This window comes from Bacteroides oleiciplenus YIT 12058 (assembly GCF_000315485.1).
Lineage (GTDB): Bacteria > Bacteroidota > Bacteroidia > Bacteroidales > Bacteroidaceae > Bacteroides > Bacteroides oleiciplenus.
In genome coordinates this window covers 976,837-1,001,242 of sequence record NZ_JH992941.1, presented here as the reverse complement: position 1 = coordinate 1,001,242, position 24,406 = coordinate 976,837, and the positions used below count along the sequence as shown (strand labels likewise).

The 24,406-nt window shown below is 44.5% G+C and carries 12 protein-coding genes; 6 read left to right on the top strand and 6 right to left on the bottom strand.

The features are described from left to right. Positions 1-620 precede the first annotated feature (620 nt). Positions 621-1,784, top strand: a complete 1,164-nt coding sequence (locus HMPREF9447_RS11620) for a hypothetical protein (protein WP_009129932.1) — start codon at positions 621-623, stop codon at positions 1,782-1,784. Between the two features lie 34 nt (positions 1,785-1,818). Next, a complete protein-coding gene (locus tag HMPREF9447_RS11615; protein WP_009129931.1) occupies positions 1,819-4,023 on the top strand; it encodes a suppressor of fused domain protein in 2,205 nt (734 codons plus the stop codon). On the opposite strand, the gene HMPREF9447_RS11610 is transcribed toward HMPREF9447_RS11615, so the two are convergent. The 4 genes from HMPREF9447_RS11610 to HMPREF9447_RS11595 all read right to left on the bottom strand — a co-directional run bounded on the left by HMPREF9447_RS11610 (position 4,020) and on the right by HMPREF9447_RS11595 (position 11,385). Next, a complete protein-coding gene (locus HMPREF9447_RS11610; RefSeq protein WP_044138042.1) occupies positions 4,020-5,570 on the bottom strand; it encodes a glycoside hydrolase in 1,551 nt (516 codons plus the stop codon). The two genes, HMPREF9447_RS11615 and HMPREF9447_RS11610, sit on opposite strands and share 4 nt — an antisense overlap. 113 nt (positions 5,571-5,683) lie before the next feature. Further along, entirely contained in the window at positions 5,684-6,358 is a 675-nt protein-coding gene (locus tag HMPREF9447_RS11605) for a DUF3823 domain-containing protein (protein WP_009129929.1), read from the bottom strand. 15 nt (positions 6,359-6,373) lie between these two features. Beyond that, positions 6,374-8,230: a RagB/SusD family nutrient uptake outer membrane protein gene (locus HMPREF9447_RS11600; RefSeq protein WP_374937440.1), complete on the bottom strand. Its 1,857-nt coding sequence runs from the start codon at positions 8,228-8,230 to the stop codon at positions 6,374-6,376. Between the two features lie 8 nt (positions 8,231-8,238). Continuing rightward, positions 8,239-11,385 (bottom strand): SusC/RagA family TonB-linked outer membrane protein, encoded by a 3,147-nt coding sequence (locus tag HMPREF9447_RS11595; protein WP_009129927.1) that lies wholly within the window; start codon positions 11,383-11,385, stop codon positions 8,239-8,241. A gap of 204 nt (positions 11,386-11,589) precedes the next feature. Between HMPREF9447_RS11595 and HMPREF9447_RS11590 the strand changes: the two genes are divergently transcribed. Next, positions 11,590-15,627, top strand: a complete 4,038-nt coding sequence (locus HMPREF9447_RS11590; RefSeq protein WP_009129926.1) for a hybrid sensor histidine kinase/response regulator transcription factor — start codon at positions 11,590-11,592, stop codon at positions 15,625-15,627. A 130-nt stretch (positions 15,628-15,757) separates the two neighbouring features. Here the strand turns inward: HMPREF9447_RS11590 and HMPREF9447_RS11585 are convergent, their stop codons facing one another. Together HMPREF9447_RS11585 and HMPREF9447_RS11580 are read right to left on the bottom strand one after the other, a co-directional pair. Next, positions 15,758-16,192 carry a DUF6078 family protein gene (locus tag HMPREF9447_RS11585; protein ID WP_009129925.1) on the bottom strand — a complete coding sequence of 145 codons (435 nt, stop codon included), beginning with the start codon at positions 16,190-16,192 and terminating at the stop codon, positions 15,758-15,760. Positions 16,193-16,344: 152 nt separating this feature from the next. After that, positions 16,345-17,826 carry a glycoside hydrolase family 30 protein gene (locus HMPREF9447_RS11580; RefSeq protein ID WP_044138040.1) on the bottom strand — a complete coding sequence of 494 codons (1,482 nt, stop codon included), beginning with the start codon at positions 17,824-17,826 and terminating at the stop codon, positions 16,345-16,347. A gap of 451 nt (positions 17,827-18,277) precedes the next feature. On the opposite strand from HMPREF9447_RS11580, the gene mutS reads away from it, so the two are divergent. The 3 genes from mutS to HMPREF9447_RS11565 all read left to right on the top strand — a co-directional run bounded on the left by mutS (position 18,278) and on the right by HMPREF9447_RS11565 (position 24,405). After that, entirely contained in the window at positions 18,278-20,893 is a 2,616-nt protein-coding gene (gene mutS / locus HMPREF9447_RS11575; protein ID WP_009129923.1) for a DNA mismatch repair protein MutS, read from the top strand. A 19-nt stretch (positions 20,894-20,912) separates the two neighbouring features. Then, on the top strand, positions 20,913-21,746 hold the full coding sequence (gene dinD / locus HMPREF9447_RS11570) for a DNA damage-inducible protein D (protein WP_009129922.1): 834 nt from the start codon (positions 20,913-20,915) through the stop codon (positions 21,744-21,746). A gap of 217 nt (positions 21,747-21,963) precedes the next feature. Further along, complete coding sequence (locus HMPREF9447_RS11565; RefSeq protein WP_009129921.1) at positions 21,964-24,405, top strand: beta-L-arabinofuranosidase domain-containing protein; 2,442 nt, start codon at positions 21,964-21,966, stop codon at positions 24,403-24,405. Position 24,406: the final 1 nt, after the last annotated feature.

Here is a 24,406-nt window from a genome sequence, read left to right as displayed (position 1 = left end):
GCAAAGTAGATATTTGATGCATAAATAGTCGAATGATTCGCGCTAATTGCTGCATAATATGCGATATTTATACGATAATTAGGCGGAAAAAGTCAATTTCATGTAAACAGACTCTTAACTCCTTGTTGACAAACTCTTAATTTTCTGTCGGCAAGAAGTTAACTTTATCGTAAACGAATGCTTGCTTGCTCTACGGGAAACCCTTTGAAACTCTACGGTGAACGGAGTCGGTAGACTGAAAGTGCCCTTTTTGGAGTTTTTTTTAGTGCATGTTTCCTGATGAATATGGAACTATTATTTTGAGTGGTAAATTAGCATATTTTGTTTCCTTTTTCTTAAGAATAGGATTTCTTTGTTCTCTTCTGTTGATAGTTCGTATTTCTTCCTTTCCTCTTGCTCTCAGTTTAATGAATTTGGCTGTATTTTTTCTGTTCCCTCTACCTCTTTCCCGGGAATACGGTACTCAGAAACCCTTTAGAAATACAAAATGACAGTTTGTAATTTCATTATGTCAGGCCACTCATTAAATAGGTATAATCAATTGTAACTTTTTATGGCTAATTGTTGAGGGAATAAACTGACTTTTCTTATCTTTGGACAAGATTAAACTGTAGAAAACAATGGATGAAACATTAAGAGGACAGATTGATGCTTGGACGGAGGCTGACGAGCATGATAAAGTTGTTGATGCGTTGCCTTTCAGAAAACGGGTGCAGGACTTCTGGAAATGGTTTACTGACAACGAGGAAGACTTGGCACGGATAGTTGAGAACCGTGGTCAGCTTGAGAGCGGCGATGCAGTTGAGTTTGTTACAGCCGGAACCAATCTGATAAACAAGGATGTGCACTTCAACCTGGGCGGAGATTATGAATTCACTTTCTCGGTGGAGGGTAGCACACACTTATTCTACCTTTATCCGTATGTGGTGTCGCAGTTGCCTGCACAGTTTAAGGAAAAATGGCACTTCTTCCCCTTCAATCAGGGGACGGATGCAAGCTTTAGCTTTGGCATGTACGGGGTGAATGTGGATATGTCCCAGGTGCAGGTGTCTGCTATCTATCAGGAAGACATCAATGCCTTTAATATCTGCTTTTACGAAGAACAGTTGTGCTCGCTGGAAGAAGCCCAGAGCTACAATGCATACTATATCATGATGGAAATCATGCTTGGTGAAGGACTTTCATACCAGTACATCGGTAGTGTGGAACGGGCGGATACTCCGCTTGAAAACAGTATGATGCTTCCCGAACTCAAAGCATACATTACGGATACGCTAAAGGCTCATGATAAGGAAATATTCGATAATCCGCAACAAGTATATACAGGTTATCGTTTTGAACCTCAGGAGAGCGAAGAATTGCGTTTTGACGTTGTTGCAGGCAGTTCCTGCTTTCAGCCTCTGGTTGCCGATTATTATAATGGGTCGGAGGAGTTGTTCAACCGACTGAACCAGTTTGGCGCGCAGGCGGTATTTATCGCTTTCCCGTATGAGAACGATGAAGAAGGAGACGGGAAGAAGGCACTGGATTTCCGATATGAGTTGGAAGACCGCTTGTCGGAAGAACTACTTGCTCCGGAAGGTCTGGGGCTTTTGCTGGGTGGTGCTGTCGGAACAGGTACTTGCTACATAGACCTCTTGTTGTTTGATGAGCCGGCTTTCATGAAGAAGATTATCCCGTTCTTGAAAGATTATCCCCAGTATCGTTTCTATCTTTCTGATTTTCGTCAGGGGAGCGACTTGTGCAGGCTATATGAGACAGAGGATGATGAGACAGAAGAATAAACAATAAATAGCTAACAATTAATATGTCACAACCATGAGTATAGGTTTCAGATTAACAACGAAGTGCAAAAATGTTTCTTCATTCCAGAAGCTGCTGGATGTCGTGGCTGCCCGGCATGAGGTATCTGTTAGTCATACAGAGGATTATTCAGAATTATCTGTTTGCCGTTTAGGAAATATATTCTTCAATTATGAGTCGGCAGAGGATGAAATGGTCATTATAGGCGATTGCCAGACTAACCTGTTAGGAGCAGGTTTTCATAAGGCTGCGATAGATATCGTTGATGAACTAATGGAACTGAGGGACTTCCCCTTCGAGCTGGAAGATGATACGGAATATTATGAGCACAGGGACTTTGAACGGATGCGTTCCGAACATTTCTATCATTGGCTGAATGCGATTGTAGAGCTTTGTCAGGAGCGTATGAGCAAGGATGGCGATATGCAGGCCATCTGCTGGGATTGCAACAAATACATGCCGCAAGAAGTAGCAGGAACAGTGGTATCTCCCTTCGGACGAGTACGCCCCGAAAATCTTGTAGAACGGATAAAGAACAAGGGCATCGAAGCGCTGGCAAATGAATTCCTCATGTGGAACAATAAGGAACGTGATGCATTATTCTACCGGAATACCGCTTTGAGTGCTTTGTGGGAAGATTGCTACTTCATGCCTTCTGCCCGTAGTGATGAAGATGAAGAAATCAATTCGTTCATTATAAAGAATCTGGAGACGGCAGCCGGAATGGATGCGTCTCTTCCTTTCCCGAAAGAAGACTACCTGTTGCTTTGCCGTCTGGCTGAAAAAGAGCCGATAGATGTCTCTGCATTGCCGGATTATGTATGTGAATTTCCGATAGGTTATCGTAAAGGGTGGGTGACGTATACTTTGGGCAACCTGAAGTTTTCTCTTCCAGGCAAGTATCTTTATTTTGAAGAAGACGATTCTCGCGGCTATTATGACGGGGAGGACGAGAACTGGCATATTGTTCGCCTGATGGCATATTCCATGCCCGATGAGGAAGCGGACTATCTGGAAGATGATGCGCCTGTGTTGCTGGAGGAGCTGTTCTTCAAGAATGGGAGATGCAGGCTCTATGACTTGGGTGCAGATGGAGATGAAAAGAGTGACGAATACGTTTGCCAATGTCAGGTGATTACTGAGCATCAGTTCACCCTTTTCACCATTTCGTGTGAAGGGAAGAAGGAGGCGACGGCTTTTTCGACTGGTTTTATAAAGCATTTTTCGGCTATAAAAGAAGATAAACATGATGAGTTGCTCAAAAAGATAGAGAAGTGGAATGAGGAAGATGAAGAACAAAGGATAATAGATGCCATCCTGGAGATTGCCGAAGAGGAGCGGGGTACAGAGTTGACAGGACTTCTGGCACGTGCCTACAATAATCTGGGAAGCTTTCAGGAAGCTCTTGATTGCCTCTTCTCGATAGAAGAAGAGTGCAAGGAAGACGCGCTTTGGTTCTATCGTGTGGGCTATGCCTATTATTATTTAAATCAGTTGGACAAAGCACAGGAGGCTTTTGAGCATTCGTTGGAGCTGGATCCGGACGATGAAGACGCGAAAGAGTACGTTGAGAATTGTAAGAATGGAGTATTGCCCTATAATCCGGAAATATATAAGGGGGAAGAGATAGATACTCTGGAGGCTCATATCGAGAAGTTCTTCGGTCATTCGGATAATGTCTTCCATGAAATAGCTTCGCCGGATGTCCACATAGATATTTATATTATTGAGCCTACGGATGAGAAGAACTATTATACGTTGGTGACCTCGGGAATGGGTGCGCATCGGATGAATGTACCCAGAAAGTTGGCTGAGTATAAGCTGGAGCGTGCCGAATTATTGATATATTTGCCTGCCGATTGGAAAATCCAGAGCCATGACGAAAAGGACTACTGGCCGTTGCGCTGGCTGAAGATACTTGCCCGTCTGCCGATAGAACAGGATACTTGGTTGGGCTGGGGACATACTATTCCGAATGGCGAACCGTTTGCGGAGGATACAAAGCTTTCGGGGGTATTGCTCATTAATCCGGAGAATGTGAAAGAAGGTGCTGCCGTATGCCAGTTGCCCAATGGTGAGGAAGTGAATTTCTATCAGGTGATTCCGCTCTATGAAGAGGAGATGAATTTCAAGATAGCGAAAGGTGCAGAGGCTCTATTGGGAAAAATGGGCGAAATGAGTGCAGTGGTGGATATCAATAGGGTGAATGTCTGTGGTTAATCATTAACCACAGACACAAAAGTAATGACAGAGCGTGCGGGGATTACTGCCAATTGCTTTTTCTTCAATTTATCAATGGGGAGCAAGTCTTCGCCAACTTTATCCGATGTGCGATAGCCTTGCCATGATTTCACCTTCGAATCATTTACATGGAACGTGAAATTTTGCTCCTTGTCGGCGTAGTTGATGACTACCATCACCCATTGCCCGTTTATATTCCGGTAAGCAGAGCACATAAGTCCTTTCTGGTCAGTATCTCCTTCCGGAATTACCTGCCCCTTCCTGTCGGTTGTACGAATAGACATGCGTACAGCTCCCGGGCGGATGAAACGGCTATAGTTACCTAATATCCACATCAGTTTTGAATCTTCCACTCTGCCATTGCGCAAGTCTGGATCAGTATATTCGCGTATTAATCCATCTTTATAATCGCCTCCTATGGCACGCCACCATTGCCAGCTACGGGCTCCTGCATAGACAATGTCATGATGAATGATACGTGCCACATAAAGGGCTGTTTTCATTGTGCAGTCGAATCCATGACCGCCACCTATTTCCTCGTCATTCCCCATAATGCAGGTTTCCGTCTGCCAGAAATCAACCTTGTACTTATCCAACGTATCACGCAACTGGCGGCGATAATCACGCAGCATGTTCAGCGGTGTAGTCGTCCAATAACTATGCCCCGAGATGAGGCGGAGTACCTTAGGAGTGTTTCCCAGATACGTATCTACACTATCGGGAGAGAAGTAAGACTGTATTTCGTATCCCCGTTCATGGTCCGTCATATGTGTAGCGAACATACAGCGATAGTCTGATGCTTCACAGATAGCAATTTTTGTATCAATTCCTTCTTTTACAAACTCTTTACTGATGAGGCGTACGGCACGGGCTATTTCTTTCTTTGTGGCCGGAGTGCCTTCTTGTTTGGGACCTATCCAATTCCAATGACCATCCGGCTCATTAAAAGGGGAGAGGTAGTCGAACTTGATGCCGTCTTTCTTTTCCACTCCTTTAATCATGTTTGCCAGGAAGCGGGCGAAGTCTTCATAATGTTCTTCTTTCAGATTGAGTGTACCGTCACGTCCGGTGTTGGTGGCGAGCCCGTTCTGGGTGTAATAAACAGGAGGCGAGTTCAGGAAAGCAAGGAATTTGTTGACCCCGCGCTCTTTGGCTAGACGGAGAAAGTTGCGTTGCCCTTGTTGTTTGTTCCAGTCATAATTTCCGTCCGGCTGCAAGAAACATTCGGTACGCATCCAGGGAGAACCTATCTGACTTGCTTTGCCCTGCTCCGTGCTCCCTGCACCTACATTGAACCGCCACAGGGAGAGGCCGATACCTTTAGGTTTGCCGTTGGCATCGTTCTCCGTGCTGAATAGCCAGTCTGCCACCTGGTTCTGTTTTTCCTGAGGCCATTTGCCTATGATGTGCATGCTCCAGGCATCCGAAGCGCTGAAGTGCTCCATGACTTGCAAAGGCTGTTCGGCAACTATCTCGAAATGAGTGGTCGGCTGGGCAAAAGCATAACTGCATATACCTGATAGCATAGCTGCAAGAATTGTTTTTTTCATTCGATAAGAGTTTATTTATAAAATGGAGAGGAAGTATCTGTTTGCGGATACTTCCTCTCGTAATTCCTATACTTAAGTTATCCTGTGACTTATTTCAGTGTAACCTTTGTTGATTGTGTGTAGCAAAACTCTCCTGCTTTGTCCGATTGTACCCCTACGCGTGCAAATACGTAGTTGGCACTGGTCAATGAGGATGGGACATCAATCTCAACAGTCATTTCCTGATCCAGAATAACATTGGATAAATCCATGAATTTGTTACCTTCGTTTCTGTTGTTGTCAGTCAATATGCTTTTGCCGATATAGATACCTACACTTTTCAGGTTTGCACTCTCCACAACTTTTTTGATTGTAAATTTGGCAACAACCTTATTCCCATTTTTTAGAAAAGACGGGTTCTTGATAACGAAGTATGGTGTAACGGGAATATCCTGCACTGTATTGCCCTTTACTCTGATTAATATCGTATCGTTCTGGGGTGCTTCCCAAGGTGCTCCGCTAATTCTGACCAGTTTATATTCGCCATCAAACAAAGATACAGAATAAGTTCCATCCTGAGCAATGTGTGCCGGTATTTCTGATTTGAAATCGTAACCATCCTGGAATAGTGCAAATCTTGTTCCGTCAGTACGAACTCCTATTGCTTCTCCTTCGTATACAGCCTTTCCCGACAGTATGGACTTGGGTTCATCATAGTTGTCATATCCGCAACTTGAGAGTATCAGGAGGCAACCTATTGTGATAAAAAGTGCTATTTTTTTCATGACTTATATATATTATTAATGGAACGGGTTTTTAACGATTTTCGGATTGTTATTGATGACATTCTGGTCGATTGATGAATAATAGTTGGCCAGACGGAACAGCCTCGGTCTTTTGAAGCGAGTCAGCGTTGCCTTGTCAAAGATGAACTTGTCTTTGTCATCTGTTCCGGGTTTGGCTACGGCTACTCTGTAAGGATAGAGTCCGTATACCACGGTATTGTCATTGTAAGTACCGTCCCAGGTCTTATCTGCTATTCTCCAACGTTTCATGTCGAAGTACCGGTGATCCTCAAATGCAAGTTCTACACGACGCTCATTCTGGATTTTTTCCAGAGTCAGGTGTTCGATACTGTTGGCCGGGAACCCTGCACGTTCACGCAGTTTATTGATGTAACTTTCCGGCGTAGGAGTTGTTTCACCCAGCTCGAAAGCTGCTTCGGCAGCATTCAGGTAGATTTCTCCCAGGCGGAACCAAGGCCACCAGTTTTCGCAGCCGGTACCGCGTGAGCTGGCTGCTGAAGCCTCGCTGACAAACTTACGGATGTAGAAACCAGTGTTACTTACGTCCGGTGCATTGTCCTTCGGACCATCCAGACCTGTCCATGTTTTTCCATCTTCATAATTGCTGCCCAATGTCGGGTTTACACTGAGGTCATAGGTTCCGGTGGTTGCATTCCAGATGGCAACACCAGCCTGAATATCAACGTCTATACTCCGGAACTTAGTACCTGGATAAACGATAGTACCGTAAAGGCGTGCATCTTTGTTGGCAAAGATAGTAGTTTGATTTTCATATACAATGTAATTGCCGTTGGCATCTTTATAGTGCAATGTTCCTTTGCTCCCATCCAGATAGTCATAGCTTTCAACAAGACTCAGTGACGGGGCGATGGTAGAAGACGACTCGTTATCTTCTGTCAAGTGTCTTACGATGTTATCATATGCGAAGCGGTGCACCTTTGTGGGAGCTAGGTAATCTTTGGCAAAGATGATTTCCTTATTTCCTGTCTTGGTCATGAACAAGTCATAGAAGTTCTTTCCTTTATCCGGATTTGAATTATACAGTTCGTAAGGGCCTGCGATGATTGCTTTGGATGCTTCAAGAGATTTCTTGTAGTAATCGTTAGCCATACTGGCAGAGATGCCTACTTCACCACCATCTGTCTTCACAGCGGGGGTCAGTTCGTTGTTGTATTTAGCAATGGAACCAGCATACAGCATGGCACGGCTCTGCAATGCAAGGGCTGTATAAGTGTTAGCTCTGGTCTGGCTTCCGTTGTTGCTTGCCAACTGGTCTTTGATACTTTGGATTTCAGTATAAATGAAATCATAGATTTCGTGCTCTTTGGCACGTGGATTTTGCAGATAAGACGGGTCACCGCTGAAGTCATATTCCAGCGTAGTGGTGATGAGAGGAACTCCACCCATGCGTCTTACCAATTCAAAATATACATAAGCACGCAAGAAACGGAATTCTGCATTGAACAATGCTTTCTGCTCTGTTCCTAATCCGGTACTGAATTTATCCAGTTTCTCGATGGACATGTTGATGTCGCGAATCAATCCGTAATCCCACCATCTGCCGTAGTCATCACCATACTGAAGCTCATTTCTGTAGTTTTGGTCCATTGTGCCCGAATACATGGCATCATCAACTTCAGTCATACCGCCTGTGTTGAAGTCGCCGTGCAACTGAGGCATTCTGTTATAGATGTTTGCCAACTGCGATTTAATCAAGGCTGGGTCATTCCATACCTGCTCGTCGGTGAGGATGTTCTGAGGATCTTTCTCGAACCAACTATCCCCACAACTGGATAATAGGGAGGTAAACAAAACTCCCACAATGAATAAACTGATATATTTTTTCATAATCATCTTTTTTAATAGGTAATGTTAAATCCAACAAGTATGGTTTTTTGCTGTGGGTATACAACAGCTGCTGCGGCACTGATTTCCGGGTCTATTTCATACTGATGTACATTGTCGAATGAGATCAGGTTTGAAGCATTGACATATACACGTACTTTTTGTGCGCGTATCTTCTGAAGAATGTGTGCAGGAAGACTATATCCTACTTCCAGGTTCTTAACTCTCAGATAGTGTACATTGTGCAACCAGAAGTCACTGTTTTTGCCGTTAGGTCCGGACTCTCCTTTTCTGATAGCGGGATAATATCCTGAAACCCATGCACTGTTCGGATCATATGGGTCTTCGCGATGCCATCTGTCTTCCAGAAGATACTCCGGTGAGTTACCGTTACCGTGAAGAGGGTTTCTCAATTCATAGTTCTGCCCCCATCCTTGCATGGCACCACCTGCAAAGTCGATATTCAGGTCAATACCTTTCCATTCAACGCCAATGTTACCACCGAAAGACAACATTGGAGACCAGCCTTCGGGATAACCGATAGGACGTTCGTCCATTCCGTTGATGATGCCGTCACCGTTGACATCTTTGTAGATAAAGTCACCGGGTAACAGTGAACGGTTGTTCTGGCCGTCTATATTAATCGGATAGTTGTTGATTTCATCCTGAGACTCGAAACGCCCGATTACCTGATATCCCCAATAAATACCACCCCAACGGTCATTGGAACCATTGCGATATTTATTCCAGGAGCTACCGAATCTTTCTTTGTAACGATAAACCATCTTATATCTTGAGAAAGTCATATTACCGCTTACGGTATAGTTCACATCTCCGATATTATCTTTCCAGGTAATCATACCTTCGGCACCTACATAAGCGTCTTTGTTCAGATTTTCGTTGGGTAGGTTGTAACCTACCTCGCTGGGCAAGACAACGTCGTAACGTCCTGTCGGAATACCAGTGATATTCTTTCTGAAGGCATCGAATGTACCTGTCAGTCTGTTGTTGAACAGAGCGATATCAAAACCTATATTAAGTGATGTGTTCTTCACCCATGACAGATTTCTGATGGGCAATCCACGTTGATTGATACCGGTGACTACTTCACCGTCCAGAACAGCGCTACCTTGTTTCCAGTTGTATCCGTCCATGTAACCGAACATGGATACGCCGGCTTCACTACCAGTCTGTCCCACAGAAGCACGAATTTTGAGGTCATTGACTACCCCTTTCAGATTTTCAAAGAAAGATTCTTCTGAAATTCTCCATCCGATTGATGCACCGGGGAAGAAACCCCATCTTTTTCCAGGGGCGTAAAGGTAAGAACCGTCATAGCGTCCCAGTAATTCAATCAGATACTTATCAGCATAGTTGTAGTTGATTCTTCCAATCCAACCAGCTCTGGCTTGATAAGACCAATCGTCGTTGAAGTCGTTAATTTCACTGAATTGCAGTAATGGCAGGTAGTTGTTGGTCGGTACCGTACCGTTTGACTGGTAGTTCTTGTCATAATCAGAAGCTTCGTAAGCAAATACAGCTGATATGTAGTGGCTCTTGATTTGCTTGGTGTAGTTCAGTTGGAGCTGCATATAGCGTGCAGCTACGTCTCTTTCTGTCTGGTATCTCCAGCGGCTGTTCAAGCCACCAGTCTTGTCATATGCACCGCTTTCCTTGTTGTAGGTGTATGCATCATAAGAGTATTGGAAACCATCGAATTTACTGTTGGTATAGTTGTAAGAGAAAGTTGCCTTTGCTGTAAGCCCGAAACCAAAATCATATTGTGCATATGCGTTGATGTTTGCATTGCGCGTCAGGTTGTCTTTATAGCCAGCAACATCTCTTTTAAAGAGTGCTGGGTTATAACCGATTTCGTGAGTGTTATTGATGTAATCAGGATTATCGTTGGCATAGGGACTTTCGATGGGCCACATTTTGAACATAGACAGAATAGACGAAAAATATCCGTCACCGCCGGGGAGACCTACATCCTGACTTTTTTCATATTTACCGCTGATTTGAGTTCCGATAGTCAGACCTTTGGCTATTTTTGTTTCGATGTTGGCCTGGATATTGGTTCTTTGGTAATTGAAATCAGGCATCAATGCATCCTGGCTTGTGTGAGCAATAGAAATGTAGTGGTTGGTCTTTTCGGAACCGCCCGTAACATTGGCATTGATGTGATATTGTGGTACGTTATTTCTCATGATGATATCATAGTAGTCATAGCTCTGATATCCGGGTTCTGTACCTGCCTGCCATTTGGCTAATTCTTCCGGACTATAAAGATTTGCCGGGTTTCTACCGTAGTTCTGTTCAGACTCTACCAATGCTCTTACATATTGTCCGGCATTAGCCAGTTTGGGGAATCTGGTCAGATTCTGCCATCCGTAGTATCCGTTGACGTTGATGGTGGCTTTCTCGTTCTTCTTACCTTTTTTAGTAGTTACCAGCACAACACCGTTGGCAGCACGCAGACCGTAGATAGATGCGGATGCATCTTTCAGGATAGAAATACTTTCGATATCCTCGATGTTGAGGGCATTGAACGCATCATTACCGGATACATTGGAACTTTGCACCCAGTCGCTGCCGGTTTCACCGCCATAAGGAATGCCGTCGATAACGAACAGTGGATTTCCCATGTTACGGATTTCCAGATTGATGCCTTTACCGGGACGTGCATCCATGGCACGGGTCGAAATACCTGCCATCTTACCGGATAAGGCTCCTGCCGTAGTAGTGGAAACCGAACGTGTCAGAGCTTCGGATTTTACGTTACCGATAGCTCCAGTTACATTCCTTTTAGACTGGGAACTGTAACCAACGACGATGACCTCATCCAAGACTTCCGAATCCTCTTCCAGTGTAACCTGAAAGGTCGTTTTTCCATTCATCTTGACTTCTTTGGACTTGTAACCGATGAATGAAATCACCAGTGTACCATTTGTGTCGTTTACATTTAATGTGAAATTTCCATCAATATCGGTGATGGTTCCGTTCATACTCCCTCCACTCGTCACCTCTTTCACTGTGACGTTGGCACCTATGACTGGCTCACCCTTTACATCAGCTACATAACCTTTGATTTGGGTTTGTCCGAATACTGTAGCAGATAACAATAGCATGGCACAAGTGCATAGCAATTTAAAATGCCTCATAAGAATTAGAATTTAGAGATTAAACATATATTATCTTCTGTTCACTTTTTAGCGCTGCAAATGTAAGAGAATAGAACACATATTAGTATTATAAATCATGCAAACAAGGTTCATGAATCTTGCAATGAATGATTTGTATACATCAGATACAGAATTTATTCTTATTTTTGAATCGCTATTCGAGTACATACACAAATTGGCATTATGAGAAATACATGCATACTCTTGTTTCTGTTATTTCCGGTGTGGCTGTCAGCGCAACCTTATTCCGTGAAACGGTTAGGGGCAATCGAAGGATTGTCTAACAATAATGTTCTGAGTATAACTCAGGATAAGCAGGGCTTTTTATGGTTTGCAACGGAGGAGGGGCTGAATAAATTCGATGGTACCCGTTTTATTACCTATTATAAGGGAACCTCGGACAAACTTAGCATTACGGGTAATGAATTGAACTGTGTGCTTGATGATCCAGTGGATTCTATTCTCTGGATTGCTACACAGCGTGCCGGACTGAATGCCTATGACTATGCCAATGATACTTTTACTGTCTATACCTACGAGCAGGGGCAACCGAATAGTCTGACCACCAATGATGTCACAGATATACAACCCGCATCGGACGGCAACTTGTGGATTGCTACTTATTGGAATGGTGTTGACTATCTGGATAAAAAGACCGGAAAGTTTATACATTATAATTGGGAAACGGTGCCGGGGCTGGTCAGTAATCAAATTTGGTCTGTGGTTGATGGTGGAGACGGAAAGCTCTATATCGGGCATGTACATGATGGTTTCAGTATACTCTCTGTAAAGGAGAAGAAGGTGAAGAACTTCAGGCATGATCCGGCCGATTCCAATAGTTTGCCGGCAGACGGGGTGATGTGTGTGTATAAGGATAACAGTGGAAATATCTGGCTGGGTACTTCCAATGGTCTGGCTCTGTTCAATCCGTTGGCGGAGAATTTCATTCATTTTAAAGATAGTCGGGAGGCAGTTCAGCACCGGGTATTCAGCATCAGGCAAATGGATGAAAATAAGCTGTGGATTGCGATGGAGTTTGGCGGAATTGCTATTCTGGACCTGGCACAACATCTGTTCTTATCGCCGGAACAAGTACGTTTTACTTATATAGGCGAAGGCAATGATGAATATGGCTTGTCGAATTCTACGGTGCGTTATCTTTTTCAGGATTCTTATAAGAATGTGTGGGTGGGTACCTGGGGAGGTGGCATTAATTTCTTAAGCCATGAACCTTCTTTGTTTAATACTTATAATTATTCGCCCATTCCGACGGCAGAAAGAAACCTTACCAATAAAATGGTTAACAGTGTCTGTGTAAATCATGAAGGGCAACTGTGGATAGGAACGAATAGTGGAGACATCAATGTCTTTGAAAAAGGAAAGCGGATAGCAGTCTATGGTAAGAACAACGGCGACCTGAATGGCAATCCTGTTCAAGCTTCCCTGTGCGATTCAAGAGGAAACCTATGGTTCGGACTGTTTGCCGGAGGCGTGTGCTATTACGATAAAAGTAAGAAGACTTTCCGGCAGATTTTCCCGAAAGATGAGACCGATACGGATGTGCGTACCATCTATGAGGACAGAAATCATGTGATATGGATTGGAACCAGTACAGGGATGTATAAGGCAGATATTACAGGTCATGTTTCGGGACATTATATAGAAGATATACAGATACGCAGCATCTTCAAGGATGAACAGGAGTGTTTCTGGGTCGGTACCTTCGGCAGTGGTGTTCTTGTCTATGCGCCTGATTTCAGTGTGGTGAAACATTTTCATGTGGGTGAGGGTTTTCCCTCAAACACCATCAATGCTGTGTATGCAGACAGTAAGAAGCGTGTATGGATAGCGACCGGCGAAGGACTGGTATGTTTTCCTTCTTCGAAAGAATGGGAATACAAAGCTTATAAGCGCATACACGGAATGGAAAACATCCATGTACGGGCAATCATGGAAGATGCTTCGGGCAATATCTGGTTCAGTACGAATAAGGGAATCAGCTGCTATGTGGAATCAAAGAACTATATCTACAACTACGGTCGCGAGTATAATATTCCGGCAGACGGATTTATGAGTAACAGTGCAGCATGTGGCAATGATGGGAGGATTTATTTCGGTTCTCTCAACGGATTGTGCTATTTCAATCCGGGTGTTGTGCTGGCAGAACGCAAAGCTCCACCGGTCATTATGACGGAAATGCGCATATTCGAGCCTCTGAATGACTGGGGAAATAAGGAAGAAGTGCTTCCTCTTGACGGATGTTCGTCAGTGGAATTGAACTATGTGCAAAATAACTTTAGTATCACCTTCAATGTACAGAATTACGCATTGGCCAACCAAGTGGAGTATGCCTATATGTTGAAAGGGCTTGAAGACTCTTGGTATACCGTAACGGAACCTAATAATACTACTTTTCGTAATGTGCCTCCCGGCAATTATCAGTTTTTGGTGAAGACGCGTATGAGAAACCAAGACTGGTCGGATCAAATAACGACATTGAATATCCGTATCATACCTCCTTTGTGGCTATCGTGGTGGGCAAAACTGCTCTATATTGTGACAGGTGTATTTATAGTGTTCTCCATGCTCTATGCTTACAAGAAGAAGCTGGATATGGAACTCCTTTACGATTTGGAGAAGAAAAATCATGAGCAGGAACAGGAATTGAACCAGGAACGTCTACGCTTCTATACCAACATTACCCACGAACTCCGTACTCCGTTAACGTTGATACTGGGACCATTGGAGGACATGCAAAAGAGTAATTCACTTTCCAATAAAGATGCCCAGAAGGTATCGGTCATCCATCAAAGTGCCATCAGGTTGCTGAACCTGATTAATCAGATACTGGAATTCCGCAAGACGGAAACACAGAACAAGAAACTCTGTGTGGCTCATGATAATATAGCCAATCTGGTATACGAGATAGGACTCAAGTATAAGGAGCTGAATCGCAAGCCGAGTATTGAATTTCATATTGAGGTAGAGAAAGAAGATATGCCTCTGTATTTCGATAAAGAAATCATGACCATCATATTGGATAATCTGATTTCCAATGCGGTTAAATATACCGAGAAAGGCTCTATACTATTGAGAGTGTACAATGTAGCACGAGATGGTATCGACTATACCGAAATACAGGTGAGCGATACAGGCTATGGGATTACTCCCGCAGCCTTACCTCATATTTTCGACCGTTATTATCAGGAAGGAAGTGAGCATCAGGCATCCGGTACAGGTATTGGTTTGGCTCTGGTGAAGAACCTGGTAGAGTTGCACGAAGGGACTATCAGAGTGGAAAGTACCCTGAATGCAGGAAGCGCGTTCTATATCAGCTTACTGACGGATAATATTTATCCTAATGCGTTGCATGCCGACTCACCGGAAAAGGCTGACGATGAGCCGGAAGAAGAGAAAGAAGACATTCCGGAGTCCGTATCCGGCGGAAAGCGTATTTTGCTGGTAGTGGAGGATAATCCTGACATCTGCAATTACATTGTTGAGTCCTTCTCCGATGATTTTGATGTAAAGACGGCAGCCAATGGTGAGCAGGGAATGGAACAGGCACTCAGTTGCATTCCGGATATAATAGTAAGTGACATTATGATGCCTGTGATGAATGGAATCGTCATGTGCAAGAAACTGAAAGAAGACGTACGTACCAGCCACATTCCTGTCATCCTGCTGACGGCTAAGGATTCTTTGCAAGACAAAGAAGAGGGGTATCAGGTGGGGGCGGACTCTTATCTGACGAAACCTTTCAGTGCTACTTTGCTACATAGCCGCATCAACAATTTGCTTGAATCGCGGAAGCTGTTGGCAGAGCGTTTCAGTGGCTCTACGCCTCATCACAATCTGGATGAGAAACGTGCCCGGTTGGCAGAGTCTATGAACAAGCTGGATAATGAGTTCATTGAGAAGATTAACCAGTTGATAGAAGATCGTTTGTCGTCCGAGAAGGTGGACATCGGATACTTGGCTGACAATATGTTTATGAGTAAATCTACGCTTTACCGCAAGATGAAAGCATTGACGGGACTTTCCACCAATGAGTATGTTCGTAAGATAAAGATGCAGTATGCCGAACGCTTGTTGCTGGAAGGCAGATACAGCATTTCCGAAATTGCTTTTAAAGTGGGAATAAACAGTTTGGTTTACTTCCGCCAGTGCTTTAAAGAGGAGTTCGGCGTGTTGCCTTCGGAGTATCTGAAACAGCCGTAAGCTTTGCCAATTCCTTGCCACCGCGTTGGCAAACTTTTGCCACTGCGATGGCAAAGTTTTGCCAAGCCTATGGCAAGGTCTTGCCAATACGGTGGCAAAAACACACTCTTATATCCCGGTATATCAAGGATTACCATTCGTATCCTTCTACATAAGCATCAAACTCCAGTTTCTGGGTTACTCCGCACTTTTTGAGGATACTCTGTATATCCTTTTGCTCGGCAGGGCTGAGGAGGCGTTCGCCTTTGCGGATGCGGTAATATGTTCTTTGGCTGAATCGCTCTACCAGTAGGGTCATGGCACGTTGCCTTTGTTTGTGTGGCAGATTCTCCAGAATATTCATGCAACCTTTGGCATAGTGCACTTTTTTGCTGGAACGGTAGTGGGGACAGGCGCCTTTCAGCGTAGCTTGGTGTTTGGGACTAACGACTACCCAATACTCAATGCTGCTTGGAATGGCTTGTTCCACCAATTGCCTCAGGCAAGTAGAGGCTTTGGGGCATTGACGGTTGAGGCATAAGGGGTAATTGTGCGGTGCGTCCGGAAAATAATGTTCTTCTTCCATGATTGTGAGTTGTTTGTTGTTGTTTCCAAGGCAGTTATCCTTATTTAAAGAGAATCTCAGTGTTTCTTTTGTGATGACTACGATTGAATTTCATGGCAAAAGTAATCATTATTCAGACACGGTTGCCTGAATAATGACTCTTTTTTATCAATTTATTTCTCTTCAAACGTATTGAACGAATGGGGTTGGAGCTTCACGCTCAGATAGCGGTTGCCTAATTTCACGGTAACTTCTTTGGTTTCATTGTTGAAGTTACCGGCTATCACTACTTTCTTCTTTTGTGGAGTTTCCACAACCATAACAGGTGTTTTGTCTTCTTTCTGTGCTTTGTAGGCTATGATGCGTGAACCGGGAGAGACGAACTGGCTGTAATGCTTCACAGCGTAATACTCGGGCGTCAGAGTTGCCTTGCGGGTTTTTGAATCCACATGTATCAGCGCATTCTGCTTCCATCCCCAGGGACTCTCGCCGTTATCGCAGAGCGTGTTGTTCCAGAAGGTGTATTCTTCGCAACCATTGCCCAGATAGTGGTTAATCAGGTGGAAAGTGTGCTCTCCTGCCTGCCAGTCGAAGCTGCCCCAGCCGCATTCACTTTCGGACTGTACGTATTTGTATTGGGGATACTTTTCGCGGATTTTAGGCAATATCTGTCCGCCTTCCCACTGGAAGCCTATGCCTTCGATGCTTTGTGGCATACGCGGGTCGGAAAGTATCTTGTCGACATAGTCGTAGCGGTTCGTATTGAAAGTACCGAGGTATAGTTTTACATCCGGGTGATGCTTTTTCAGCGTAGGGGCCAGATATTCTACGTTAAAGCGCACGGTGCCTTCGGCAGTCCAGGCACAACCGGGATAAGGGGTGTAGCTGTATGCCTCGTTCTGATACATGACCATATCGACCGGGATTCCCTGTTCCTTATAGGCATCAATGAATTTGCAGAAATAGTTGGCGTACGTCTGTAGATAGCGAGGGTCTTGTATCATGTAGTCGTTCACGGCCAGTTGCTCGGGGAATACGCCTTTACGCTTTTCAGTGTTGTCTTCGTAAAGGGCTATGCTCGACTCCGGAGACATCTTGTTGGTTTTGTCGCTGCGTACCGGATAGTCATGGTTAATTTTCATCCAACTGGGAGGTGACCAGGGGGACACCCAGAATGTCATCTCAGGATTGTACTTTTGTGCCGCACGCACAAAGGGGATGATGGCCAGTTTGTCACGGTTGATATTGAAATACTTTAGCTGGAAGTCGCCCGATACCTCATCACAACTGTACCAGTCGCGTGCATAATCGTTCGCATTCATCGAGATTCGTCCCCGTGTGAAGCGTAAATCTCCCTGTGGAGAGAACATCTTTTCCAGAAGGTCATCCTGCTCGTCGCGGGTAAGCATGTTCAGAGCATCCCAGCACAGTTCGTTGAAGGTGGTGCCCCATGCTTTGAAGGTGGTGCCCTCTTCTGTTCCGTTGACTTCTAAAAGCGGAGTCTGTCCGGTGCTCGATTGTAACTTTACTTTAGATTGTTGCCAGATGTTGGCTTCCGTGCTGCTCACCCAGTTGTAAGTCTGGGCATAGGTTCCGGTGGCAAAGGCAGTTGCCAGGCAATAGAGGAATACTTTTTTCATTTTCTTCTTTTTCATGGTAATAAGTCTTTTGAATGCAAATTAAGCAAAATAGTTATTATTACCAGGTATACAAAAGGCGCAAAAAGGGGGACAAATCAATTCAAGCGAAGATAATATCATTGTGAGACGTCACGTATGGGCATAAAAAAAGGAGTACCGCTGTACTCCAACCTTTGTTAACCTTAAATCTAATACTATGAAAAACACAGTGCAAAGGTACGGACTTTTGGGATATCTCCAAATAAAGCAAATAAAAAAGAGTGTTTTATAACATGTTTTAGCGAAAAGAGCACTTTTGTTAAGGCTTGCTAAGGATTTGAATCCTCTCCACGCTTATTTTCTAAAAAAGAATTATCTTTGTCTCATTAATAATGAACACAAAGGCACAGAGACATAGAGTTCTCTTTTTACACAAGTGAAACACTCTGTACCTCTGTGCCTTTGTGTTTAATAAAGATAAATCCACATGAATGAAGATATTGTGCTCACCCCGATGATGAAGCAGTTTCTGGACTTGAAAGCCAAGCATCCGGATGCCATTATGCTGTTTCGTTGCGGCGACTTCTACGAAACTTATTCTACCGATGCTATTGTTGCGGCCGAAATTCTGGGAATCACCCTCACCAAGCGTGCCAATGGTAAAGGAAAAACCGTTGAAATGGCTGGTTTTCCCCATCATGCGCTGGATACGTATCTGCCTAAACTGGTACGTGCGGGTAAGCGTGTGGCTATCTGCGACCAGTTGGAAGACCCGAAGATGACCAAGAAACTGGTGAAGCGCGGCATTACGGAACTGGTGACTCCCGGCGTTTCCATCAACGACAATATACTGAACTATCGGGAGAATAACTTTCTGGCTGCTGTCCATTTTGGTAAAGGAACCTGCGGTGTGTCATTTCTTGACATCTCTACAGGCGAATTCCTCACAGCAGAAGGCCCTTTCGACTATGTGGATAAACTCTTGAATAACTTCGCCCCCAAAGAAGTGCTTTTTGAGCGTGGAAAGCGCGGCATGTTCGAGGGAAACTTCGGAAGCAAGTTCTTTACTTTTGAATTGGACGACTGGGTATTTACCGAGACTACCGCCCGTGAGAAGCTTTTGAAACACTTCGAGACGAAGAACCTGAAAGGCTTTGGTGTGGAGCATCTCAAGAATGGTATCATTGCTTCGGGGGCTATCCTGCAATATCTCCTCATGACGCAGCACACTCAGATAGGGCATGTCACTTCATTGGCGCGCATTGAGGAGGATAAGTATGTCCGTCTTGATAAGTTCACCGTCCGCAGCCTCGAACTGATAGGCAGCATGAACGATGGCGGCAGTAGCCTGCTGAACGTGATTGATAAGACTATCAGCCCTATGGGAGCCCGTTTGCTGAAACGCTGGCTGGTGTTTCCATTGAAAGATGTATTGCCTATCAACGAACGCCTCAACGTAGTGGAATACTTTTTCCGCCAACCGGACTTCAAAGAACTGATTGAAGAACAATTGCATCTGATAGGCGATTTGGAACGCATCATTTCTAAAGTAGCCGTGGGGCGTGTCTCCCCGCGTGAGGTGGTGGCGCTGAAAGTGGCGTTACTGGCCATTGAACCTATTAAAGCAGCTTGTATGGATGCTGATAATGCCAGTCTGAACCGTATAGGTGAACAATTGAATATCTGCCAATCCATTCGCGACCGCATAGAGAAAGAGATTAATAATGACCCTCCATTGCTGATTAACAAAGGTGGCGTTATCAAATCAGGCGTCAATGCCGAACTGGACGATTTGCGCCAGATAGCCTATTCCGGCAAGGATTACCTGCTACAGATACAGCAACGGGAAAGTGAACTGACGGGAATCCCCAGCCTGAAGATCGGTTACAATAATGTGTTTGGTTACTATATCGAAGTACGTAACCTGCATAAGGATAAAGTGCCGCAGGAGTGGATACGTAAACAAACCCTGGCAAATGCCGAACGCTACATCACGCAGGAACTGAAAGAATATGAAGAGAAGATCCTCGGTGCCGAAGATAAGATATTGATATTGGAAACGCAACTCTACATGGAGCTGGTACAGGCGTTGAGTGAGTTTATACCTGCCATCCAGGTCAATGCAAACCAGATAGCCCGTTTGGATTGTCTGCATTCCTTTGCTAATGTGGCGCGTGAGAATAACTATATCCGCCCTATTATTGAAGATAGTGATGTGCTGGATATTCGGCAGGGACGCCATCCAGTCATTGAGAAACAGCTTCCGATAGGCGAGAAGTACATTGCCAACGATGTGATGCTGGATAGTGGTTCGCAGCAGATTATTATCATTACCGGTCCCAACATGGCGGGTAAGTCTGCATTGCTGAGGCAGACGGCATTGATAACGTTGCTGGCACAGATAGGCAGCTTTGTGCCTGCCGAGAGTGCGCATATCGGATTAGTGGATAAGATATTCACCCGTGTGGGTGCCAGCGATAACATTTCCGTTGGCGAATCTACCTTTATGGTGGAGATGAACGAGGCGGCTGATATCTTGAATAACCTGTCTCCGCGCAGTCTGGTGCTTTTTGATGAGTTGGGAAGGGGTACTTCTACCTACGATGGTATTTCTATCGCCTGGGCGATTGTAGAGCATATCCATGAGCATCCCAGGGCAAAGGCGCGTACATTGTTTGCTACGCACTACCACGAACTGAACGAAATGGAGAAAAGCTTCAAGCGTATCAAGAATTACAATGTTTCCGTTAAGGAGGTGGATAACAAAGTCATCTTCCTGCGTAAGCTGGAGCGTGGCGGCAGTGAACACTCTTTCGGTATCCATGTGGCAAAGATGGCAGGTATGCCGAAAAGTATTGTAAAACGTGCGAATGACATTTTGAAACAATTGGAAACAGACAATCGCCAGCAAGGTATTGCCAATAAGCCGATGGCGGAAGTGGGGGAGACACGCGGGGGCATGCAACTCAGTTTCTTCCAGTTGGACGATCCGATACTCTGTCAGATACGTGACGAGATATTGACGCTGGATGTGAATAATCTGACACCACTAGAGGCGTTGAATAAGCTGAGTGATATCAAGCGGATTGTGAAAGGGAAATAGAACCAACTACTATAAATGAATGAAAGGAAATGAAATTTTAGCCTTATTCCGCCAGTTTGAAGAGGCCGCTTCCGAATACGAAGGTGTAGAGTGCTGGAGTGCAAGAGAGTTACAAGTATTATTGGGCTACTCTAAGTGGGAGAACTTCATCAAGGTGATTGATAAGGCTAAAGAAGCTTGTGAACATGCCTCAGAACATGTTCTCGACCATTTTCCTGACATCAGGAAAATGGTTCAGATAGGCTCTGGCGCGGAAAAAGCTATTGATGACATGATGCTCACCCGCTATGCCTGTTATCTGATTGCCCAAAACGGTGATAGCCGTAAAGAACAAATAGCTTTTGCTCAAAACTACTTTGCTGTACAAACCCGGAGAGCTGAACTGATAGAGCAACGTTTACTTGAATATGAACGTGTGAAAGCTCGTGAGAAACTTAGTCAGACAGAAAAACAGTTGTCGGGTGTTATTTATGAGCGGGGAGTAGATAACAAAGGTTTTGCCTTAATACGTTCTAAAGGTGATCAGGCGTTGTTTCGTTTAAATACCCAGCAATTGAAACGTAAAATGGGAGTTCCTGATAGTCGTCCTGTAGCTGACTTTCTGCCTACTATCAGTATTAAGGCTAAGGATCTGGCTGCTGAAATGACGAGTGTGAATGTGCAGACAAAAGATTTAAGAGGAATTAATCCGATAGGTCAGGAGCATGTCGATAATAATATTGCTGTCAGGAACATGTTATTGCAAAGAGGTATTGTTCCTGAAAATCTGCCGCCTGCTGAAGACGTGAAGAAAGTACAGCGAAAATTAGACGGAACAGAAAAGAAGGTACTCAAAGAGGCAAAGAAAAAATAGTTTCATTTGTTTGATGTGATTTGGGTTGTAGGAGGTGTGCCTTTTATAATCCTATTTTTCATTTTCTTTTTATTCTGAAAGGCTTAAGCATCCGGAGTAAGTTTGTTAATAGACGAAGATAGCTGATTAACGCTATTTTCTGGTAGAATTTTATTATACGAACCAGTAGGTTTCGCCTATCTTTGCATCATATACTTTGTAATTTTATATCAATAATATGATGAAAAGAAATTTGTTACTGGTTCCGTTTCTGTTGTTTTGTTCTTGCTTGTTGTATGCGGGTGAAATAGATGATAAGACCGTTGTCATCAGTAAGCAACCTAAATTGTGGCAAACATTCTGCCTTTCCGAAGTACGCTTGCTGCCCGGTAGTCCTTTCTATCATGCTATGCAGGTATCCCAACAATATCTGCTGGACGCTGATATAGAACGCATGTTGAATGGACGGAGAAAAGAAGTCGGCATCCCCGAAAAGAAAGCCTATCCGGGCTCAAACCAACCGGCGGGGACACGTGCCACCGACTGGCATCACTATATCTCCGGCACCTCCCTTATGTATGCTCAGACAGGTGACAGACGTTTTCTGGACCGTGTAAACTATCTGATAGATGAACTGGCAATGCTGGATAACCGCAAAGACTCTCTTTACCGGGTTCAGGGAAAAAAGCTCGAATTGCCTTATGCTAAACTAATGAAGGGTGAACTGCTTCTTAACAGTCCGGATGAGGCCGGTTATCCGTGGGGAGGGCTGTGCTGGATTCCTTTCTATTGGCAACATAAAGAGTTTGCCGCTTATCGGGATGCCTACCTTTATTGTGATAACCTCAAAGCCTTGAACCTCTGGATTAAGCAGGCAGAACCTGTTACGGAGTTTATTTTGAAAGTCAATCCCGACCTGTTTGAGGGTTTTCTGGATATAGAGAACGGGGGTATTAATGCCGTTTTTGCCGATTTATATGCCCTTACCGGCGATGAACGCTATCTGGCTGTTTCCATGAAACTCAATCATCAGAAGGTTATCTTGAATATAGCAAACGGGAAAGATGTGTTGTATGGGCGACATGCTAACTTCCAGTTACCGGCATTCGAGGGTACAGCCCGACAATACCAACTCACCGGAGATGAAGTATGCCGGAAAGCTACTCAAAACTTTGCCGGGATTTATTATCGGGACCACATGAATTGTATCGGAGGAAACAGTTGTTATGAACGCTTCGGACGTTCGGGTGAGATTACAAAACGCCTCGGTTCTACTTCTAGCGAGACGTGCAACACGTATAACATGATGAAAATTGCCTTGAATACATTTGAATCGACCGGCGATTTGCACCACATGGATTACTTTGAACGGGCACTCTATAATCATATACTAGCATCGCAGGATCCCGAAACGGGAGGTGTGACTTACTATACCATGCTGCTTCCGGGCGGGTTCAAGTCTTATAGCGACCGTTTCAATATAGAGGGTATTTGGTGCTGTGTAGGCACGGGAATGGAGAACCACTCCAAGTATGGTGAATGTATTTACTTCAATAATCACCAATCGCTTTACGTCAATCTTTTCATCCCTTCGGAACTGAACTGGAAAGAAAAGAACCTGCATCTGAAGCAGGAAACCGACTTCCCGCAAGGGGACTGTACTACTCTGACTATCCTCGAGAGCGGCGCTTACAATCATCCTATTTATATCCGTTATCCCCATTGGGCGGGCAGAGAGGTGAGTGTCCGGATTAATGATGAAGAATATCCCTTGCATGCACAGGCAGGGGAATATATCCGCTTGCAACACCCTTGGAAAACGGGCGATCGGATACGGATAGAAATGAAGCAGACTTTCAGGCTGGAAGCGGCACCGGATGATCCGTTCATGAATGTAATCTTCCGTGGTCCCATAGCTTATGCAGCCCAACTTGGAGCCGACCATCTGCCTAATGAGTATATCAAGACCTCCCGCCAGAATAGTTCTTTCCTTCCTTTGGACGATATACCTCTTTTTATCGTGAATAAAATGGATCCGGATAGCTGGCTAAAGGCAGATAATGCTGTTCCCCAGGCATATCGTACCCAAAAGGCGGGTATTCTGAAGGGAAAGCCCAAAGATGTGCTTTTGCGTCCTTATTATCAGACGCATCATCAACGTTATTCGCTTTATCTGAAAATGTATACTCCGGATGAAATGGCTTGCAGAAACCGGGTGGTAAGTGATGAACTGCGTGTTGCTTCGGATGCTGACGAGAAGGCTCACCAATTGTCGGAGGAAAAGAGTGAAAAGGCTCCCCAGGCAGCTTTGTCTAATTTCTGGGAAGCTACCCGTTTAGGACGTATGACGGATACGGACGGTTGGTTTTCTTATCAGGTAAAGGTGAATCAGGAGGCTGCCCGGAACTATCTCGTAGTGACTTATTGGGGGAATGAGAAGGAAAATCATGACTTTGATATCCTGATAAACGGACAAAAAATAGCAGCAGAGCACTTATCCGGCAAGTATCCTTTTACGTTCTATGAAGAAGTCTACAAGATACCTTCCGGCATGGCGGACGGAAAAGGGAAGGTTACCATCCGCTTCCAGTCGCACCCGGGCAAAAAGGCGGGAGCAGTGTTTGCTTTGAAAGTAACGACAGATCCTGAGCTTTTCCCCGATTATTCGTTTTACCTCTAAT

What these genes read in the sequence shown, in the direction of transcription:
- HMPREF9447_RS11620 (WP_009129932.1), top strand. Translation starts at nt 621, where the DNA reads ATGGATGAAACATTAAGAGGACAGATTGATGCTTGGACGGAGGCTGAC.
- HMPREF9447_RS11615 (WP_009129931.1), top strand. Translation starts at nt 1,819, where the DNA reads ATGAGTATAGGTTTCAGATTAACAACGAAGTGCAAAAATGTTTCTTCA.
- HMPREF9447_RS11610 (WP_044138042.1), bottom strand. Translation starts at nt 5,570, where the DNA reads ATGCTATCAGGTATATGCAGTTATGCTTTTGCCCAGCCGACCACTCAT.
- HMPREF9447_RS11605 (WP_009129929.1), bottom strand. Translation starts at nt 6,358, where the DNA reads ATGAAAAAAATAGCACTTTTTATCACAATAGGTTGCCTCCTGATACTC.
- HMPREF9447_RS11595 (WP_009129927.1), bottom strand. Translation starts at nt 11,385, where the DNA reads ATGAGGCATTTTAAATTGCTATGCACTTGTGCCATGCTATTGTTATCT.
- HMPREF9447_RS11590 (WP_009129926.1), top strand. Translation starts at nt 11,590, where the DNA reads ATGAGAAATACATGCATACTCTTGTTTCTGTTATTTCCGGTGTGGCTG.
- HMPREF9447_RS11585 (WP_009129925.1), bottom strand. Translation starts at nt 16,192, where the DNA reads ATGGAAGAAGAACATTATTTTCCGGACGCACCGCACAATTACCCCTTA.
- HMPREF9447_RS11580 (WP_044138040.1), bottom strand. Translation starts at nt 17,826, where the DNA reads ATGAAAAAGAAGAAAATGAAAAAAGTATTCCTCTATTGCCTGGCAACT.
- mutS (WP_009129923.1), top strand. Translation starts at nt 18,278, where the DNA reads ATGAATGAAGATATTGTGCTCACCCCGATGATGAAGCAGTTTCTGGAC.
- dinD (WP_009129922.1), top strand. Translation starts at nt 20,913, where the DNA reads ATGAAAGGAAATGAAATTTTAGCCTTATTCCGCCAGTTTGAAGAGGCC.
- HMPREF9447_RS11565 (WP_009129921.1), top strand. Translation starts at nt 21,964, where the DNA reads ATGATGAAAAGAAATTTGTTACTGGTTCCGTTTCTGTTGTTTTGTTCT.